At 55.4% G+C, this 20713-nt stretch carries 13 protein-coding genes; 12 read left to right on the top strand and 1 reads right to left on the bottom strand.

Features of this window, described 5'->3' with window-relative positions; all coding sequences use genetic code 11:
* Complete coding sequence (locus tag CGZ80_RS24545) at positions 1-1680, bottom strand: cation:proton antiporter (RefSeq protein ID WP_158222840.1); 1680 nt, start codon at positions 1678-1680, stop codon at positions 1-3.
* Between the two features lie 283 nt (positions 1681-1963).
* Here CGZ80_RS24545 and CGZ80_RS24540 point away from each other — a divergent pair, with 283 nt between their 5' ends.
* The 12 genes from CGZ80_RS24540 to CGZ80_RS24485 all read left to right on the top strand — a co-directional run bounded on the left by CGZ80_RS24540 (position 1964) and on the right by CGZ80_RS24485 (position 20508).
* Entirely contained in the window at positions 1964-3517 is a 1554-nt protein-coding gene (locus CGZ80_RS24540) for a DUF1549 domain-containing protein (RefSeq protein WP_094418329.1), read from the top strand.
* Positions 3518-3611: 94 nt separating this feature from the next.
* Entirely contained in the window at positions 3612-4922 is a 1311-nt protein-coding gene (locus CGZ80_RS24535) for a DUF1501 domain-containing protein (RefSeq protein ID WP_094418328.1), read from the top strand.
* Entirely contained in the window at positions 4919-6649 is a 1731-nt protein-coding gene (locus CGZ80_RS24530; RefSeq protein WP_094418327.1) for a hypothetical protein, read from the top strand. The genes CGZ80_RS24535 and CGZ80_RS24530 overlap by 4 nt, the downstream gene beginning before the upstream one ends.
* Entirely contained in the window at positions 6646-7740 is a 1095-nt protein-coding gene (locus tag CGZ80_RS24525; protein ID WP_094418326.1) for an AAA family ATPase, read from the top strand. The genes CGZ80_RS24530 and CGZ80_RS24525 overlap by 4 nt, the downstream gene beginning before the upstream one ends.
* Positions 7737-8651: a DUF58 domain-containing protein gene (locus CGZ80_RS24520; RefSeq protein WP_158222839.1), complete on the top strand. Its 915-nt coding sequence runs from the start codon at positions 7737-7739 to the stop codon at positions 8649-8651. Before CGZ80_RS24525 ends, CGZ80_RS24520 begins: the two co-directional genes overlap by 4 nt.
* On the top strand, positions 8651-10747 hold the full coding sequence (locus tag CGZ80_RS24515) for a BatA domain-containing protein (protein ID WP_094418324.1): 2097 nt from the start codon (positions 8651-8653) through the stop codon (positions 10745-10747). The genes CGZ80_RS24520 and CGZ80_RS24515 overlap by 1 nt, the downstream gene beginning before the upstream one ends.
* Positions 10744-14328: a hypothetical protein gene (locus CGZ80_RS24510; protein WP_094418323.1), complete on the top strand. Its 3585-nt coding sequence runs from the start codon at positions 10744-10746 to the stop codon at positions 14326-14328. The genes CGZ80_RS24515 and CGZ80_RS24510 overlap by 4 nt, the downstream gene beginning before the upstream one ends.
* Positions 14325-16919, top strand: a complete 2595-nt coding sequence (locus CGZ80_RS24505; protein WP_094418322.1) for a glutamine amidotransferase — start codon at positions 14325-14327, stop codon at positions 16917-16919. The genes CGZ80_RS24510 and CGZ80_RS24505 overlap by 4 nt, the downstream gene beginning before the upstream one ends.
* A gap of 60 nt (positions 16920-16979) precedes the next feature.
* Positions 16980-17363, top strand: coding sequence for a BlaI/MecI/CopY family transcriptional regulator (locus tag CGZ80_RS24500; protein ID WP_094418321.1), 384 nt, complete (start codon positions 16980-16982; stop codon positions 17361-17363).
* Positions 17360-19426, top strand: a complete 2067-nt coding sequence (locus CGZ80_RS24495) for a M56 family metallopeptidase (RefSeq protein ID WP_094418320.1) — start codon at positions 17360-17362, stop codon at positions 19424-19426. Before CGZ80_RS24500 ends, CGZ80_RS24495 begins: the two co-directional genes overlap by 4 nt.
* A 51-nt stretch (positions 19427-19477) precedes the next feature.
* Complete coding sequence (locus CGZ80_RS24490; protein ID WP_094418319.1) at positions 19478-20179, top strand: hypothetical protein; 702 nt, start codon at positions 19478-19480, stop codon at positions 20177-20179.
* Positions 20128-20508 (top strand): hypothetical protein, encoded by a 381-nt coding sequence (locus CGZ80_RS24485; RefSeq protein ID WP_143544132.1) that lies wholly within the window; start codon positions 20128-20130, stop codon positions 20506-20508. Before CGZ80_RS24490 ends, CGZ80_RS24485 begins: the two co-directional genes overlap by 52 nt.
* The last annotated feature ends 205 nt before the right edge of the window (positions 20509-20713 follow it).

Genomic DNA, 20713 nt, shown 5'->3' with positions numbered 1-20713 from the left:
CTATGACTTTTTGCGACGCTGCGTGATCAGGGCGTGCATCACGTCACTGCGACGAACGACGCCTTTCAATTCGTGTGGACTGCTCTTGCTGACAACTGGGATGCAGTCGTCGGTTTCGCCTTGGAACAATTCGAACGCTTTGGTGGCCGGGTCATCCAGGTGCAAGCAGGACTGCAGATCGCTGACCAGGTCTTCTGCCCGCACGAGTTTGGCCGCACTGTGATCGAACAAGACGTCGCTCAGGAGCGGATAGCGAATCACACCCACGACGCTCAACCGATCATCGACAACGGGATAGGTATTGTCGTGACTGTGTTCAATGTGGTCGACGACTTGGTCGAAGTCGGCTGATTGGTGGATGCCCTTGGTCTTACGAAGCAGGTCGCTAACTTTGACTTTGCTGATCGCTGATGGCGTCGGTTCGCTGCGACGAAGCGCCGATCGGAAACGGTCGACGACGTTCCGCAATTGTTCCATCGGTGTGCGGCTGGTGTGGTGAATCGCTTGGGCAAGCGGCACTTCGCCGGTCTGCAACAGCGATTTGCGAATGAACAGAGGTCCGATGATTTCGAACAGCACCACCGATCCCAGAATGATGTCTTGAATCGGTTTGCCCAGTGTCTCGTTGCGACCGACGGCGATCGTGGATAACGCGATCGCTGCGCCGGCTTGGGCAAATAAACATGCACCGCCCCAGTATCGCAATTCACGCGGCTGGCGGGTCAGTTTGGCAGTCGAATAAACGCCGATCCACTTGCCCAAGATTCGGAACACGATGTAAACCGCACCAAGCTTTCCGGCGGTAATAAATGCACCGAGGTCCAATTCGGTTCCGTGCGCGACGAAAAACAGAACCGCCAGCAACCCGGACAAGTGGTCCAGTTCGTCGACAATCTTTTGTTTGTAATCTGACGTGTTGGCAACCGTCACACCCATCATCAAGAACGACAGCATGTAGGGGACATCAAAGGACTCGTTGATGCCCAGCAAAAACGTGATTGCCGCGACCAGCAATACCAGCCAGCGTTTCATGCTGAGGAACCCGCAGCCATAGCTAACAAACAAACCGGCAATGATTCCCAAGACAATCGATCCGGCGATATTGGTGACCACCTTGAAAAGTTCGCCGCCCAGGCCGACTTCCAGAGTGCCCTGTGAATATTCGATGGCCAAAAAAGCGAATTCGAACAACACGATACAGGCAAAGTTATTCATCGCGACCAGAAAGCCGGTACTCTCGGTGACGGGGCCTTCGGAGCGGAATTCCTTGAGGACCAAGATCGTCGTAGCCGGTGCCGTCGCAATCGCCAAGCACCCCAGCAGCAACGCCATGCTGCTAGAGCTGCCAAAGAGCAGCAGTCCGACAAACACGAATGAAAGTGTCAGAAAAATCTCGCCGGCAGAGATCATCAAACAGTGTGCGGCGACGCGGCGAACTTTTGAAAACGTGAATTCGCAGCCCAGATTGAAAAGCACTAACGCCATCGCCAACTTGAGTAGCGGTTCAACAACGGTGACGTGGTCACTCGGTACCAAGTCGAGCGCACTTGGCCCGACCAATAGTCCGACCAACAGATAAGCAGTGACTTTTGGGCAATGGACAAGGTCAGCGAGTACACCCGCGCCAAGGCAGGCGGCGAGCAGCAGGCCGATCGTGCTGGTAATATGAATGTCTCCCATGGAGGCAAAGTTTAGTCGATTGGCTTGGAGATGGGGGCCGGCAGGGGACGCTTCCTTGTGGCTCGCCGGCGGATCGGGCGGTCGCTCCGTTTGTGACTGTCCTGCGGACGGAATGGGGCGCATTGCGATCCCGATTTGAGTGCGGCGCCGGGGTGTTTGAACCGCTAAAACGCTTTTCGGCGAATTCTCTTGACACTTATAGACTCGATGTCTAAATTGAGGTTGTCGTGGCGGGGGGGACCTACCTCGTCTTCGTGAGTTCGGCTACGAACGAGAGAGAGCGATGGACAAGTGCATCCGGATTGGGTTGGCCTTTCTGATCGGCGGGGTTGTTGGCAGCGTTGAGATTCCGTCTCCGCTCCGGGCGAAAGCGCAGTCCATCGAGCAGTCCGCCGGAGCAGCTCAGGGAGAGCCGGAAGGCAAGGTCGAAGGCTTCGAAGCTAAAGAAGCTGGAACGGCGGCCGCAGCGATTGAAAGTGGTCCGATCGCTTCGAGTGACTCACGAGGCGAAGCGCTGTCCGACTGGATTGACTCCCGTGGCGAGAATGCTTGGGGGACGCCGCCTGAATCTTGTGACGATCTGACATTTGCCCGCCGAGCCTATCTGGACTTGGTCGGACGCGTTCCCAGCGTTTCAGAAATTCGAGACTATCGCGAGCTCGGTGAGAACCGTCGCGAGCAACTGGTTGACGAATTGATCTTTGGTGAAGGTCCCAGGCGCGACGCGTACATCCGGTTGTTGGCTTCCAGTTTGGCGCGGCAGTGGCGGCAAGTGTTGCTACCGCCTGGGACGACAACGATCGGTACACCGGAGACACTCGAGTCTTGGCTTCGCGACGCGTTTTCGCAGAACCGTCCCTTCGACGAGATCATGCGTGATCTAATCACGCTACAAAGTCCACAAGATGGTGGCGGCTATTATCAGCTGGTCGGGGCAACGCCTGAAAATTATGCGGGCAATCTTTCACGTGTCATGCTCGGTGTCCGAATCGACTGTGCCCAGTGCCATGACCATCCCTTCACGGACTGGAAACAAGAAGACTTCTGGGGGCTTGCCGCATTTTACGGAGACCTTCAGAACGTCGGTGTCGGGGCGGACGCTTCACGCAGTACATCGCGAGGCACGATCACTCACGAAGGGACGACATATACGGCAAAGTTTCTTTGGGAAGATGACACGCTAGACGCCCCTGCAAGGACACCTCGCGTTCGCTTGGCGACTTGGTTGACATCCAAGGACAACCCGAACTTTGCCGCAACGGCGGTCAATCGATTTTGGCAGTTGCTCGTTGGTCGTGGCTTATACGCCGATGTTGAAAACCTCGATCTCGCCGACGAGCAGGAGCGGGCATTCCTTGACGAGTTTGGCCAGCGATTCGCGGCTGAGGGATTTGACGTCCATCGCTTGGTTGCCGGGATCGTGAAATCGGATTGGTATGCTGCCCAGGCGATGGCCCCGTCGGAGAGTCTCGACAGTTTTCAACGCGATTTAAAAGTCATCAGTCCGGAGCAGGTGTTCGATTCGCTCGAGCAGTCGTTGCATCTCCCGATCAGTCGCATTGACCCCACGGCACCGCGATGGACGGGCGTTCGCGATCAGATGGTCAATCGCCTTGGCGAGGCGATCGGTGCCTCGCCAGAAGACTATGCCTCGGGAATCCCGCAGGCGTTGATGATGATGAACGGCCGTGTGACCAGCGAGGCAATCAGCTTGGAAAGTAGTCGGCTGTTGCGAGCGGTTGTCGAGTCACCTTTTTTTGACGAGACGCCCGGATCGAAACGCTCTATCTGGCAGTGCTCACCCGACAGCCATCGGATGAAGAAAAAGAATCTTTAGCGGAATACTTAGACAAAAAATCAACTCCCGAAAGTCGTCGTAAAGCATTCGGGGAAATCCTTTGGGCCCTCCTCAACAGTCCGGAGTTTGTGCTATGTCGATAAAGCATTCGTTTGAACGGTTTTCGCGGCGCGACTTGGTTCGCATCGCGGCCGCATCGGCAGGCGGGGTCTGTTGTTCGCCGTGGTTGCCACGGCTGGCCAGTGCCGCTCAAGGGAAACGCCCACCGAAGAGCTGCATCCTGTTGTGGATGTCGGGCGGTCCAAGCCAGATGGAAACCTTGGATCCCAAGCCTGGTCACCGCAACGGCGGTCCGACCAAGTCGATCGCAACCGCCGTGCCGGGAATCGAAATCTCCGAGAACCTTCCGGAGGTCGCCAAGCAGATGAAGGATCTCGCGATCATCCGATCGATGAAAACGCGGGAAGGCGATCACGGGCGGGCGACACAGTTGATGATGACTGGGTATCGTCCGATGGGCGGCATGACCGATAATCCGGTGTTCGGCTCGATGGTCTCGCACCGGCTGAAAATGGAGGATCATCCGCTCCCCGGATACGTCTCGATCGCGCCGTTTCAGCGCAATCAATTGGGCGCCGGTTTCTTGGGGCCTGATCATTCGCCGCTCTTGGTTTCCGGTGTTAGTAGTGATCCAAACACACGAGCCAATCTGACGATCGAGAACCTTGCGGTCGCAGGTGGCGACACCAGCGTACTCGCCGAACGCCAAGCTTTGTTGTCCATGATGCGCCAGGGTGCCCCCTCGACGTCGAATTCGGCAGTCAAGCATGCCTCGGTTTATAACCAGGCGATGCGGATGATCGAATCTCGCGGCGAGGGGGCGTTTGATCTCGACGAAGAATCCGTCGAGTTGCGTGATGCCTACGGCCGTAGCCGTTTCGGTCAAGGATGTTTGCTGGCCCGAAGGCTTGTCGAACGAGGCGTCCCGTTTGTCGAGGTTACACTTGACCAAGCACCCGGAGGAACGTGGGACTCGCACGTCGATAACTTCAACACGGTTCGTTCAATGTGTGAAGTCCTCGATTCCGCATGGGCAACGCTGATCCGTGATCTCCGGGACCGTGGCATGTTGGAATCGACCATGGTGGTGTGGATGGGTGAGTTCGGCCGTACACCTCGGATCAACGGAAGTAGCGGTCGCGACCACTTCCCAGACGCCTGGAGTGTCGCGCTTGCCGGTGGGGCGATCGCTGGTGGTCAGGTCTATGGCAAAACGAGCCGCGACGGAATGGAAGTGACCGACCATCCGGTCCATGCACAGGATCTGTTTGCGACCATGTTGGAAGGCGTTGGGATCAACTCCGCTGACAGCAATATGAAAGGCGATCGACCGATCCCGTTGGTTGACGAAGATGCTTCGCCGATCAAGGAGCTTGTCGGATGAAGATGACGACCGTCGACGTGTCCAGTGTATCGTTGGTTGCTGTTGCCGAGGTAGCATGCAATCACGCGACAACTTTGACGTTCCCAGGGCAACGGTCTTGTGGAAACGGTTGGAGTTTCGTCGTCCGGACGTTGTCGGTCGCATTGATCGTTGTTTTTTTCGGTCAAGCCGAATTAATGGCAGTCTCGGGTGAATCGACCGTCGACAGTTCTGGCGAGTTTGGCACGCATGACATGTTCATGTTGGCGCCCGCCGGGCCGGTCCACTTGCGCTTGCTGATTACCAACGGTGGCAAATCATTAGCCGGGACTCGAGATGCTTATCTGAACCGTTTGACGTCGGCGCTTGATAGCGACAAGGATGGAAAGGTCAGCCGTGAAGAAGCTGGGGCACACCCGCTGTTTGTGAGTAATACAAGATTTACGGGCAACAAGTTTCTCCAATCACTCCGCAGCAGACGGCCGTTTTCCAAGGAAGAGTTAGAACTTGCTGTCGATCGTGCCGCGGGACAATTGGTGACGTATCGCCAAAATAATTCATTGGCCGAACAAGACATGAATGTGTTCAACGTGCTCGACCAGGATAAGTCGGGTTCGATCGAACGCGCCGAAATGAGACTGGCGGCGGCGAGTATTGCCGAACGTGACACGGACTTTGACCAGTGCATCACGTTCGACGAATTTTTGGAACAGCCCACGCAGGTGCTTCCCAATGTGGTCGTCAATTCGTTAGCAGATGATCCGCCAGGTTCTGTCCATGCGGATATGTTGCGTGATGCTACCGAACCGGTGCTTGCCGCACGCCTGATTCGCACCTATGACCGCAATCGTGACCGACGCTTGTCGTTCGACGAATTGGGGTGGGACGTGTCTCGCGCGAAACCATTGGACATCAATTCGGACGGGCAACTGGATCTCCGCGAACTTGCCGCGATTTCGAGTGGGGAACCGGAGATGACACTGGCGGTCGATTTGGAACAGTCTTCCGCCGGGTCGCTCCGGCTGCTGGCGAGCAGTTTTGGTGACGTCAAAACGGATAGCGATGTGATTCGCATCCGGCATGACGCGCTCAATCTGTCGATCAGCTATCGCCATCGTGATCCTGTTTCCGAAGCGGAAACCAATGCTTCGGAGGCGTTCAATCAAATCGATGTGGACGCAAACGGGTATCTCGATCGCGATGAAATTGCCGATCACCAACGCTTCGAACGCTATCTGTTTGACGCGATGGATCGCGACGGAGACGACCGGGTGTTTTCCAATGAAATGCTGGACTACGTGCGCGACTACACCGAACCGGCATCAACAACCTGTCAAATCACCTTGATGGATTCAGGCAAAGGATTCTTCCAAGTTTTGGATGAGAACGCTGACGGTCGGATATCGATCCGCGAGTTGCGTGCCTGTGAAGAGAATTTGCTGAAATCCAATCAGGGGCGTCCACACATCGATCCGGAACAGATGATGGCATCGTTCCGGATTGAGATAAAACGAGGTGGGACCAGTCTGTTTGGACGCGTCGATCGGCCAACGATCGAAACGCCGGCCGCGCTACTGGCAGCACCTGAAGGACCGATTTGGTTTCAACGCATGGATCGCAACAGTGACGGTGATTTGACATGGGACGAGTTCTTGGGCAGTCGTTCGACATTCCATCAACTCGATCAAGATCATGACAGCCTTATTGACAAAAACGAAGCTTCGTTAGCGAGTAAGTTAGACGGATGAGTACGACAACGGACCAAAACCAATCGACCTTGCAAAGCCCTTCGAACAATGGGCAGTTACTCGACCAAGTCGACAAGCTTCGGCAATCTCGTGAACAGCTTCGGGCCGAAGTCGGCAAGGTGATCGTTGGGCAACAAGAAGTCGTTGACCTCTTGCTTCTGGGCCTGCTTTGCCGCGGACATGTGCTACTGCACGGGGTGCCCGGACTGGGCAAAACTCTGATGGCACGCACGCTATCGTCGACTTTGGATTTGAAATTTAAACGTGTCCAGTTCACACCCGACCTAATGCCATCGGACATTACCGGTACGGATGTGATCGAAGAACAAGAAGGCGGAGGTGGTCACCGATTGAAGTTTGTTCCCGGGCCGATTTTCACGAACTTCTTGCTTGCCGACGAAGTCAACCGGACACCCCCAAAAACGCAGGCAGCACTTCTGCAAGCGATGCAGGAACACGAGGTCTCGGTCGGCAATACGACTTACCAGTTGGACCCGCCGTTCTTTGTCGTTGCCACGCAGAACCCGATCGAGATGGAAGGCACCTACCCACTGCCAGAAGCTCAGGTCGACCGGTTCATGTTTAATATTCGGGTACGGTATCCCAGCGTTGTCGAGGAAGCCGCAATTATCCGCGGGACGACCGGCAACGAGTTTGTCGAACCGCAAGCGGTGCTTTCCTCCGAAGACCTATTGCAATTGCAGTCGATCGTCCGCGGCGTTCCGGTTTCTGATGATGTCGTGATGTATGCCGCCCGCCTCGTCGCGGCGACCCGTCCGACCGGTGGCGAACGCGGCGGCAGTGCGGCAAACGGAAAACCGACCGACAAGAACGCTCAAGACATCGAAATGGTACGGAAATACGTTACCTATGGTGCCAGTCCTCGGGCAGGTCAAGCATTGGTTTTGGCAGGCAAGGCGAGGGCGATCTTAGAAGGTCGTTATCACGTCGATTTCGCCGATATCGCGGCGCTCGCCCACCCCGTGTTGCGTCACCGCTTGGTCATGAATTTTCATGGCCGTGCCGATAACGTTGACTCCGATGATGTGATCGATGCGTTATTGCGTGAAGTAAGCGAGGAATCGCCGTGATCGCAAAGCAAGCCGCACGAGAGGATCGACCGCGTTGGTTGCAGCCAGACGAACTGGCACGTCTCAGTTCGATTGAGCTGCGTGCTCGCGGCGTCGTAGAAGGATTTTTACAAGGTCTGCACCGCAGTCCGTTCATCGGATACAGCGTCGAGTTTTCGTCGCATCGCCGCTACGGTCCCGGCGATGATTTGCGGCACGTCAACTGGAAGCTGTTTGCCCGTCAACGCAAACTGTACGTTAAAGAATTTGATGCCGAAACGAACCTGAACTTGTACCTGTTCGTTGACGGCAGCCGATCGATGCAATGCAAAGTCGGCGGCGCGATGACAAAACATGATTATGCGGCGACGTTGGCGGCCGCGTTTGCTTCGCTTGCGTTGAAACAACGCGATGCGGTCGGGCTGGGATTGTTTGATGATGGCGTGAACCATTACCTCGATCCTTCGGCCAAACCCGGACGTTGGGAAGATTGCTTGGCGATGTTGGCGAAACCGAACCAAGCAAAAGTCACCGCTCTGTCAAAATCGTTGGAACAGGCGGCCGCACTCGCCAAACACCGTGGAATCGTTGTGATCCTGAGTGACTTGGTGGATGACGATATGGAAGGCCTCAAAAAAGGCCTTCAACAACTACGCCACCGTGGTCATGAAGTGATCGTGTTTCATTTACTCGATCCATTTGAGCGGCACTTGGCGGACAGTGGGCGGTACCGTGTCTTGGACATGGAAAGCTCCGCACAGTTGACAACCAATATGGAAAGCGTCCGCAGCGAATACCTGAAAAAAATCGACGCTTGGTGCGAGCGATTGGATGACGCGTGCTTGCTTCAGGGCGTCGATCGTGTCGAGTTGACAACGGACATTCCCCCAACAGCAGCGTTGGTGGAATACTTGGTTCAAAGATCAAACTGATGAACTTCATTCAAACCGGATTTTTGATCGGCGGCATCGCACTGGGGATCCCAGTGTTGGTCCACCTTTTAAGCCGTTGGCAAGTCCAGCGTGTCGAATTGGGCACGATGCGTTTCTTGCAAGAAGTGATGCAGGACGGGGCACAGCGAAGAAAGATTCGTCGTTGGCTGCTGCTGTTGACGCGACTCGCTTGTGTCGCCGCATTGGTATTGCTTTTTGCTCGGCCGTACCTGCCGGAATTTATCCGCCGCGACGGGGACCGGTTGCGGATTCTATTGATTGACCGTTCGGCCAGCATGGGAATGCCCGGCGAGAACGGACGTTTGATCGACGATGCGGTTGCCAAGGCCGGCGAGATGGCCGAGCAACTCGGAACCGACGCGAAAATCGTTTGGGCATGGTTTGATTCGTCGGTTCATCCGATCACCTCGGAATCCAAACGCGTCGCCGCACCGCGATCCGTTGTCGGCAGCACGGATTATCTTGCGGCACTCAGTTGGGCACGTGACCAAGTCGATGCGATGCCGGACGCGATCGCCGATGTGGTTTTGATTTCCGATTTACAACAGTCCGGTATGGCATCCGAATCGGCCGAAGTCGCCACACTCGCGATGCCAGAAGATCTGCCTATCCGATTGATTGATGTCGGACGGGTGGCTGCGAATAACTTGGCTGTCACATCAGCCATGCCAAACATGATTCGGACACCCTCGGATCAAGACGCAATCGTCAACGTCACACTGTTCAACTACGGGACGTTGCCGATGGAAGAAATTCCGATGATGGCGATTGCTGAAAACGGCGAACGTTCGGTGCGACTGAAAAAATCGATCAATATTCCGGGCGAACAAGCTCAAGAATTGACGTTTGATTTCGGCAAACTTGATCCCGGTATTTGGAAAATCATCTTGCAGTTGGATGTCGAAGACGATTTGGCGATCGACAACCAACGGATCACGGCGATCGAAGTCGGTAATGCTTCGCCGGTGGTCGTCTTGGATGGGGGGACGCGTGACGAGACTCGCGTGGGCGAAAGCTTTTATCTGGCCGCCGCACTGCGTCAATCGAAGACCGCATCAATCATTACTCCCGACGACACCGAAAGTCTTGAAAGCGCGACAAGCCGGTTCTCACCGCAAGTGATTTACTTGTTTGACGACTCGCTACCTGACCTCAATCCACAACAATTCCCCTTAGTGGTGATCGCCGACAGCGCATCGGTCACTCGGGCGATTGTCAATCGGTTGGAATCCTATGTTGGATCTGGCGGGCGGCTCTTGGTCTTTGCTGGCGATGGTGTTTCCCAGAATGGTGAAACGGCCGATTTGTGGGACGGATCACCATTGATCCCAGGTCAACTGGGGCCCGCTCGGTCGAGTGGTGTCATGCCGTTTCATATTGACGGGTTTGATCAGTCGTCTTCGATGTTGATGATGTTCTCTGATCCGCAGCAAGGCGATCTCGGCCGACTCGCATTTGATCGGGTTTTGCCCGTCGAACCTTCCGAATTGACCTCTGTCTTGGCGTCATTTGATGGAGGATTGCCCGCGCTCACGCGGCACGGATTCGGACAGGGAAACGTCGTCTGGTTTCTGTCGAGCGCCGACGCGAGTTGGGCAAAGTGGACGACCAGTCCGTTGTACTTGCCGCTGGTCCACCAAATGGCTGCGGATCTATTGAACATGACGGGCGAAGGCCGAATTCGCTTTCGGGCTGTCGGTGCCGCTCGCGACTTGGTCGCCGTCTCCGCACCTGGGGAGCTGTATTCAGAACAAGCTCTGATCCGTCCGGTCAGCCACGCTACCACGGACCCGGTCAAAGCGAACCTTTTAGATTTTGAAAGCCCCGGTTTCGAGGCGACCGACAGCGGCGTGCTCTACGTCGTCAACCCTGCATCAAAAGAGTCAGACACGACTCGTATTCCTGTTGACCAATTCGCGTCGCACTTCCAAATCACCCTGGCAGATTCGGACTCCAGTGAAGTTTTGCAAACGGTCCGAGATAGTAACAAGCGTGAACTGTGGCCCTTCGTCGCCGCGCTCGCTGCTTTATTGCTGATGACCGAATTCTTCCTTGCCAATCGGACGACCGCATGAACGCTCCAGATGTTGCCTATCAAGTCGCTCGACAATTTGCGGTTTTGCGTCGACGGTATTTAACCGTGCGGATCGCGACCTTGCTTGGGCTGGGCGCCGCGACGTTCTGCCTGTGGATCGCTTTGCTCGTTTGGGCAGACTTCAAATGGGAGTTAGCGGGCGAGACGCGATCTCGCGGCTTGTTGGGTGGCGCGGTCGTGGTTTTCTTCGCGATGAGCTGGCGACTGTTCGTGATCGTCAAGGAAACGCGGAAACGAACGTTCGCGGGAATTTTGGAACGTTCCTATGACGATTTTGGGCAGCGTATCCGGACGGTTTTGGATACGGTCGATGGACGCATCTCGGGGCCTGTCGAGATGCTGCGTGCGCTAGGAAACCAAACCCTGGGACGCTGGGATTTGGCGATGCCCAATCGGATCGTTCCGTTCAAATGGATGTATCTCGGCGGCATTTGCTTTCTCATTGCCGCTGCCGTCCTCGCATCACTGCATGGGGCAGGCGGCGAAGCGAGGCTAGCCTTGCACCGTGTCTTGGGAAGCCAGCAGCCCTACACAGAATTGGAAGTCTCTCCAGGCGATAAAAAAGTTCTTGAGGGGACGCCGCTCAGTCTGTCACTTGATCTCGTTGGACGGACCGATCGTGAAGTCTTGATTCGCTATCGAGAAGTCCCGCTTGATTTGGATCCTCAGACAACGGATGAAAACATCGAGTGGATCGAGTCAAAACTTGCGGCTGACAAAGTGCAAGACGAATCGTACCCGTCGGAAGGACGTAAACGCTTCAGCCTGAACTTGGGCAATGCGATCAAGCCAGTGGAGTATCAGTTTGTGTCTGCTGGCCGAACGACAAAGATGCATCGTATTGACATCCAGCCATTGATCGAACTGAAACGCTTGGCGATCGATGTCACGCCGCCGGAATACACCGGGCTTCAACCACGTCTGTTTGACCGATCCGAAATCACCGTGTTGGAACGATCGGAAGTCCAGGTCACCGTCGAAGTCAATCATCCATTGGCATCAACAGAGTTGCTGATCGGACCAAAGAAGTCCCAGATGCAGCCGGTCGAACTTGTGCCCGGCGATGACCCGCGAGTCTGGACGTTTTCACTGCCAACCGAGGATACGGTGCGTTGGACATTCGCCGGGGCTGGTCCTGACGGAACGCCAATGGACCCTGTGGAAGGGCGATTGGGTATACGGCGTGATCGTGCACCCGAGTTGCGCTGGACGGAGCCATCCGATGAGCTTCGTGTTCACACCTTGGCCGAGGTACCTCTGACTGTCCAAGTCTCCGATGACTATGGAGTCGTCGAATCAGGCATCGCCTTTCAGATCGGAAGTGACGTCGAATATGTGTTGGTCGATTGGGTCCCCGATTCGGAAGGCGATCATTCTGGAAGCATGAAAACGCGATTGAAGCTCAGTGAGATTCTGCCACTTGAGTCGTTTCGCCTGACCGAACGCGACTACATTGCGTACTACGCCTATGCCGTCGACAACCGGCCCTGGGGAGCTCATCGAACCGAAAGCGATGTTCGGTACATCGATATTCGACCTCTGCGTCAATTCTTTCGAGAAGCTGAGATCGAACCCATGCCGGGTGGCAATGGCCGAGTAATCGTTCAGCTTGACGAACTGATTCGTCGGGAACGATTTGTCATCAACCGAACGCGAAACTTGATTCGGAAAGGCGATGACTTGGCCAGTGAGCTGGGGGCAATCGACCGATTGGTGAAAAACCAAAGCGAGCTCGCCGACCTCACACGATTCCTCGCCGAATTCTTCCTCGAACGCGGAAACGATGATGTCGAAGCGCTCAGTCGTGCCGAAGCGTCGATGTTGCAAGCGGCCGATTCGCTTGCCGCAGGAGCGATGGAGCTTGCATTCGCGCAGGAAGAAGACGCACTGCAATCTCTCGTCGAGGCACGACGCGAACTGGAAATCCTGCTGACCAACATGCAGTCGCCAAGTCAACGACGTGCAATGAATCAGTTGGCAAGGCAACTACAACAAAAACTGCGACGCGACCGCCCGCAAACGCCGCAAGAATTGGTTGATACCCTGAAAAGGATCGCTTCCGATCAGCGCCAGCTCGCACGTCAGTCGCGGCAAATGCAAAACGGAAGCCAAGGGTCTGGCGGAACAAGCGGCGGCAAACCGACGGACATGCCTGCGACTGAAGGTTCCAATTCGGACCAACCGGCAACTGAGCCCCAAGAAAATGCGGAAGCCGAAATGCCCACGGACCAGAACGCTGAGGGCCAGAGTGCTGAGGACCAAAGCGACAACGCTGGGCAGGGTGGCGAAGAGACCGAAGAGACCGCTGACCCGGCTGGCGCTAACGATAGCACTGCGGACGACAGCGACGCACCGTCTGAGGAAGAAATGTTGTACGAAGCCCAAGTTGAGTTGCTGGCCCGTTTGGAGGCGGTGCGTGACGAACTTGATCAGGAACTGGAGTCTTCGGAATTGCTGTCCGGACGAATGCAAAAAGCACTTGAAGAGATGGATACGCTCGCCGACCAGGCACGCGAACGAAACTTGCCTGCTTTTTCTCGTCAGGGAAACGCGTCGAGCGATTTACTTGAGGAAATGAGCAATCAGCTTGAGTCGATTGCGGCAACCGAACCGGTCACTCGTATCTCGACACTCCGTGATTTGACGGTCGGCATGGGGATGATGGAACGCCAGCTATCGGATCGGCTTCGCGGTGGGCAAGGTGGTCAGGGCGAGGATGAAGCAGGAAACGATGAGACGCAGCTGGAAAGGACGTTGAATCGGATTGCCGCGCGTGGCGAAACCTTGAAGGAGGTGCTTTCAAGCCAAGCCGAAATCGGTGATATCGAGATGAGCGAAGTAAACGATCGGCTTCGCCAATTTGCGGACGAAGCGGAATTCATGGGATTGCTCGCCGACTCACGGCAGGCGATCGGGGAGGTGAATCTTGAAGACCAAACGCAGCAAAATTTGGCTGGCGAAGCGGCGATGGATCGTGCCAACGATTACGTCGACGCGGCACGTCAGTTGGAGCGGCTGTATCAACAACTGGTGACGCCGCGTTTGGCCCGCCTGCGACAAATGGAACAGCAAGCGACACAGCTGTCGCAACAATCCCAAAATGGTTCCGGCGAACCTTCCGAACAGCCACCGGAAATCAAGGCACAAATGCAGCAGCTCGCTCAAGACCTACGCGATGAGAGTCTGCGTGAACTGGCCGAGCTTTTGGAAGATGGTTCCGGCGGAGTAGGCGATGAGCCGATGGAAAATGAGTCGCAGGGTGGTTCTTCTGAAGCCGACGATCAACGAAATGGGATGCCGGCGAATGCTGACGGGAGCATTCAGAGCCTCTTGATTGGGAGCAACGGCGGTGGAGGAATCTCGTTGCAAAATCGAACCTCTGGACGCTTGCAGGTGATCGCTCAAGAGCTTCGCCGCCGGATACAGCAGGTGATCTTGTTGGAAATCGCTGCTGATCGGGATACACCGGTACCTTCGGAATATCAGCGGGCGGTTGACGGTTATTTTCGCACACTTTCGAGCGATGACGCTTCCACGGCTACCAGCGGAGCGGCCCAATGAGCTTGAACATGATCTTGCCGTGTATCACGCAAATGGGATTCGGCGATTCGAACAGTTTGATCGCCGAAACGTTCGTCACTTGGGAAACACCACTGCAACAATGGGCTTGGCTGGGATTGGCAGGCGCCGTGATTGTTGTCTGGGCGCTGTTGCGGATCTGTTGGGGCAAGACATTGGTACGAGACCGCTTGGGACTCGTGCTGTTGCGTGCCGCTGCGGTTGGGATCGTTCTTGTGATCATGCTGGGTCCCAAGATCGTCGATCAGCAACCAGGTGAAACGACACGCCCACGGATGATTTACCTGTTCGACGGTTCGCAAAGTATGCAGCTCGGCGGCGATCAAGATCGCTGGCAACAGGCGATTCAATTCACACGTTCGGCACAACAGGGCGCTGGCGAACATGATGGCGGCGATGTCCAAGCATTTCGATTTGGGCACCGCCTCGAACCCTTTGCAAAATCGGACGGCAACCAGGCATCGATCGACCAAATACCGGAGACTCTTAAGGGGCGACCGGAAGGCGATCGCATGGCACCTGCCATTCGGTTGGTCGCGTCAGGCGACCCAGCTGACGACGCAACTTCGATCGAACCGCCCGCCGCATCGGACTCACGTTTGGCCGATGCTTTGCGTCAGTTGTTGCCCCAGGTTCGCGGTCAAACATCGGCAGGCGTTGTCCTGCTGTCCGATGGTCGGGTGCGTGCATCGGAATCGGTTGAACATCTCGGCGAAATCTTTGGCAAGAACAAAGTGCCGATTCATGTGGTACCGATCGGCCACGCGGGAGGCTCGGGGGACATCGCAATCGTTTCGTTGGTCGTTCCTTCAAGAGTGAGGAAGTTTACAGAAAACGAACTGCAAGTCTTCCTACGCAGTTTCGGCTATCCCGGCCAAGAGACAACGGTACGTGTGTTGCGCAAGTCGACAACGATTGACGATGACTATGCCGAAGTCGCTGCGATTCCCATTACATTGACTGGCGGGGCACAATCGGCGTCGCTTGTCTTTCGGGTGGACGACCGCGCGGAGGACTTGGTGGTGGTCGTTGATCCGATCGATGGCGAGCTTAGCACAAAAAACAACCGTGTCGAAACGCATGTCGAGATCGACCGTACCAAAGTTCGTGTGCTAAGCATCGAGGCGAATCGGCCACGACAGATGCAACAGGCTTCGTTTCTTGGTGGGCTGTTTAGCAATTTGGGAAGAGAGCAGTCGAGTGAAGAGGTCTCGATTCAATCGGCGTTGCAGGCCGACGAAGATATCGAGTGCACCGTTTTGCAAAGTCTTGGCGGGCAAAGCTTGCGTCGAGTCGCTACCAACGGGTCGGTTCAATCCAGCAGCGGCTTTCCATCGACACGCGCGGAACTGTTCGCATACGACTGTGTGATTTTCAATGAAGTCACTGCCGATGTTCTCGACGAGGAACAACAGCGTTGGTTGGCACAATGGGTTGACGGTCGCGGTGGCGGTTTGATCCTGACAGGTGCGGGTGCGATGCGTCAAACGGGATGGCAGGACACTCTTCTGGAGGCCTTTCTGCCGGTTGTGCTGGAACCGTCAAACGCGGTCTACCCTTTGTCGACCGCCGTTCAAGTGACCGAACCGCTGCACCCGATTTGGCGATTGCGAATGGAGCGATTGCTCAACGAGCAGATTTTGAAAACGTTGCCCGAACTCGGCGTCGCGGTCGGCGACATCATCGCAAAACCCGATGCGACGGTGTTGGCACAAACGTCCGAGGATCACAAGCCAGTGATTGTCGCACAGCGAGCCGGTCGGGGCCGAGTCCTGGTGTCGACGGCTTCTTTGTCTGGTTCGTATCTTGAAGGGCTCGCACAAAACTGGGGTGATCAACCAGAGCGAGTCGCGGCAAAGTTCTGGCGCAATTTGGTTTACTGGGCAACGGAAGAATCTTCGACAGGTCGCCGCCGATTAGTCGTCAGTAGCAACCAACGTTTTTATCGACCAGGTCAGCGACTGCAGATTCGAGCGACGTCGTATGACGAGGCCGCGTTGCGGACAACAGGCTATCGAGTTTGGGCCATGTTCGAACCTGAATCGCTCGACGACATGTCGCTTTATTCGCCTGTCCTATGGCCTGACAATGTGGTCCGGGAAAGTGGCGAAGTTGGGCCACGGATCGCCTGGGGGGAAGAACTCCCCATGAAGATCAACGCCGAAGAACAGGTCTACGAAGTCAACTTGATGCTCAGCGAGTCGGTCGCCGCATCCGACAGTGGGATGCGGATTGAATTGACTGCCTACGAGGGCGAAGACATGGGGATGGCGTTCAGCCATGGAACACAGGTCGATAGCACTTCGTTGGCCGTTCAAATCCTGAGTGATCCGTTTGAGCAACAGAACCCGTTGCCCAATCATGAGTTATTATCGCGGCTGGCTGCCGTTTCAGGCGGCAAAGTGCTTGAAGATCCCGATCAATTGACTGAGCTGCTTCGAGAACGCCAAGAGCAACAGGGGCCGGCGAAAGTCGAATCGACGCCGGCCTGGAACCGAATTTGGCTCTGGTTTGCTCTAATCGGACTGCTCACCACAGAATGGATCTGGCGTCGAACCACAGGTTTGGCATGATCCTACTCGGCGAACGAACTTGCTTCATAAGAACACCTTGAACGACAAAGACATGAAACGATGGTGAAACCTTCCAAAGACGTCACGGCTGCCGAATTAGCAATTCTGGAGAAGCTGTGGGAGAACGAACGGGCTACTTTGAAACAGCTCTCCAAATGGCTCTATGGTGCCGAAACCCCATCGGACATCGCGACCGTTCAAAAGTTGATCTCACGGCTGGAAACCAAAGGCTTTGTTGGACGGAACCGTGATTGTTGGCCACACCAGTTCGCCGCGATCGTCGGCCGCGACGAATTGATTAGCAACCGATTACAAGCCACCGCAGACGAGCTGTGTGACGGCACCATGGGGACGTTGCTGACACACCTCGTGAAGTCGGCCAAGTTCAGTTCGCGCCAGCGAAAACGACTTCGCAAAATCCTGGACGAAATGGATTCCGAATGATGCCATTGCTGGAGCTGGTTATCGGTAACTTGCTTCTAGCGACGTTGATCGCGGTCATCGCCCTTTGGGTCGGTCGTCGTGGTAAACGCGCGGCGCTTGCCCATGCGCTGTGGATCTTGGTCCTGGTCAAGTTGGTGACCCCACCAATCATCTCACTGCCCGTGCCGATCCCTTTGCCAGCTCAGGCCTCCGCTTCTACAAAAACGACAAGTCAAACACAAACTTCTTTGCAAGACGGATCAGGGGAGAACGTTCAGAGAATTGCCAACCCAAGCGGCGAAACACTACCGCGACCGTCTCAAAAAACGAATCGCTCTGAAATCCTAGCGAGCGAGATTCCGGACAGGGGAAATCTGGCGAGTCATCCAGACGATGACGCTTCATCTAGCGAGGCGTTTTCGTCCGCCGATCGCGACGCGTTTCAAACAAGCTATGCGGCGATGGTGACGAATTCGCCATCGAGCTTGTCAGAGTATTTCGATTCCTTTGGAGCCAAATTGACCGGGTGGTTGGTAACCGTCTGGGGCATCGGGTTCCTGCTGATGGCTTCTCGCGGACTGGTCCGATTGATCCGCTTCCGAAAACTGATTACCGAATGCGGCCATGACGATGAAGCTGCCGCCGAGATCGTTCAGCAATTTTCCTGTCGGCGTCTGTCCTCGCGATGGGGCTCGAAACCGCCCCGAGTCGTGCGGATGGATGTCCACGTTTCACCGATGCTTTTCGGGTTCGCGACCCGACCAATTATCGTTTGTCCCGAAGACCTTTGGCAGGCAATGTCCGACGAAGACCGTCGGGCATTCTTGGCACACGAAACGGCGCACTACTGCCGGCGAGACCACTGGGTCCGGTGGCTGGAATGGTTTGTGACGTCTGCCTATTGGTGGTTCCCCGGTGTCTATTTTGCAAAACAGCAGCTCGAGCGACATGAGGAAGCTTGTTGTGATGCGCGGGCTGTCGAATTGCTCGAAACCAAGCCTCGACGCTATGCAGAAGCTCTGTTGCGCGTCGTGGACTTTATCAGTGAACACCAAATTGGGCTGCCCAAGTTCGCATCGGGAATGCAACCGACCGCAACCCTAGAAGAACGGCTGCGGTTGCTGATGCGTCAAGAAGGCAACGCCCCGGCTTCGCGAAGTGTCCGAATGGTTTGTGGTGTGATGTGTTCGGTGATCATCATCCTTCATCCACAGCTGTATCTGATGCCCCTTGGTGAACGCCCCGACTTGGCAAGTCATTGGTCGGTCGCGCCTCCATCGTTTAGCCAGGTGATCGAACAAACTCCCAAAGCTCAGATGCAGGCTGCCGAAATCGAAGCTGCCTTGCCACCGGCGCCCTCGGGTTTTTGGAATCTTCAACCCGCACAACGTTGGGCGAGTTTTACGTTAAAGACGTCTGGCTATCGACTTCGAGCGGTTACCGACCGTGGGATTTCCATCGTCGGTGAGCGAACGCATCTCTCATTTCAGCAGGACGAATTGACAGCGATCTCGGAGGTGTCTTCAACGGGACGTGTGATTATTGGAGATACCGATGGCAATGTCCGCCTTTGGGATTTGGACGCCTCGATGGCGGTGTCCCTACTTGGCAGCCATCAGAACGAAGTGACCAGTGTCTGTGTTGGCAACGACGGCGGCGTCTTTTCTGCAGACGCTGTCGGGTCTGTTATCCGCTGGGAAATGCAATCCGGGCAAATGATCGCGCGATGGACTTCCGATGGCGATCCGATTCAGTCCATCCGAATGTCCGATGATGGGACCTACCTTGCCGTAGTCTGCGGTGACTGGCAAAACCAACGTGTCGCGCCGACCTTGCACTTATTGAACGCGCAAACGCTTTCTCATCACGGCCAACAAATGCTGCCAGCCGGTGCGGCATTGGTTCAACAAGACAGCCTCAATCGTTGGTGTGTGATCTGCTGGGATGGAACGGTGCTAGATCTGTTTAGCGAATCGAGTCGCGGTTCGATCGACAAAATACAAGTGTCGGCGCTTCTGTTGTCGCAACACGCCGAGTTTGAAATCGAACGATCGCAAGTGATGCAGTCACCACTGTTTGAATGATCCTGTTCGAGTGACTCTGTTCTCTCCTCTCGATAAACGTGTAGGAATGCTATGTACCGTTTGCCGCTTTTCGCCGGTTTAGTGATAACGCTTGTCTCAATCGGAAGCTCACAAGAGGCGGTGGAGCCCGCCGCTGATCGGGCCCCGACCGCGTCGCATCGTCATCTGGCAATCATGGTCGGGCTGCCCGGTGACGACACACATCGCGAACAGATGACAGCCGCCGCAGAAAAGCTGATTCGGAATGTAGAGCAAACCTTGTCCGTCAAACCAGAACATCTCACGGTGCTCGCAGGTGACGCTGAAATGCAAGAAACACTTTCTGCCGCACACGAATCAGTCGGAATCAGCAATGCAAAGACGGTCGAGCAAACGCTGCGTGAAGCGTCAGAAAAACTGACACCAAGCGATGCCTATTGGGTGATCATGATTGGGCATTCCCATCTCAACGGAATCGAATGCCAATTCAATGTGACCGATCGAGATTTCAATCAGGTTGACTTTGCAAAGTGGTCAGAGCCGGTCAAATGCTCGGAGCAAGTGTTCTGGCTTACACAGCCACTGAGCGGACTTTGGATCAAGCCGATGGCCAAACCGGGGCGCGTAGTCTTGACGTCGACGGAAGCTGATCTCGAGTTCACCGGAACTGAGATGCCCTATGCCTTGGCAGACCTATTGGCCGGGGAAAGCTCGATAGCACGTTGGGCGATCTTGATGGGGACTCCAAAATCAGCTTGCTCGACTTGTATCTGACGACTTGCGTCGACGTCACCATGCGATTCCGCTCAATCGATCGGTTGCAAACCGAACACGGACAACTTGACGACAATGGTGATGGTCGCGGTACCGAAGTCCAAACGGAATACCTTCCTCCTGAACCTGTCGATGAGGATAAGGAAGAGGAAGTGGACGAAGAAGAAAGCGAGGAAGAGGACGAGAATAAAAACGATGCCGAAGTTGAAACAGTTACAAACGCTGAGCAGCCAAATGCCGAGCCTATAACACCTCCCAAGCCAGAGCTCATTACCAGCCGCAATCTCGATGGCTTCCGTAGTCGCTTTATTCTTCTTCACCGCGACTAGCGGGCCGGTCCTGGCGAAGTGGCTCGCTTCATCGGCCCCACAGTAGATTGCCTAAACTGCCCAAAAGGTACCTGACACGAATGGCACGTAGTTAGTCGTAACTGATTGTTGCAAAACGATTTCGGTTGGGTTTCCGCGGAGTTTTCATCAGCTTGTAGCTCTTTGGCCTTTTCTTTACCACTCGCTCTTCTTGGCGTCCAGGACG

It is taken from the genome of Rhodopirellula sp. MGV (assembly GCF_002251265.1).
GTDB classification, from domain to species: Bacteria; Planctomycetota; Planctomycetia; order Pirellulales; family Pirellulaceae; genus Stieleria; species Stieleria baltica_A.
Note: the sequence above shows the minus strand (reverse complement) of the source record. Positions and strands in the feature narration are given on the sequence as shown.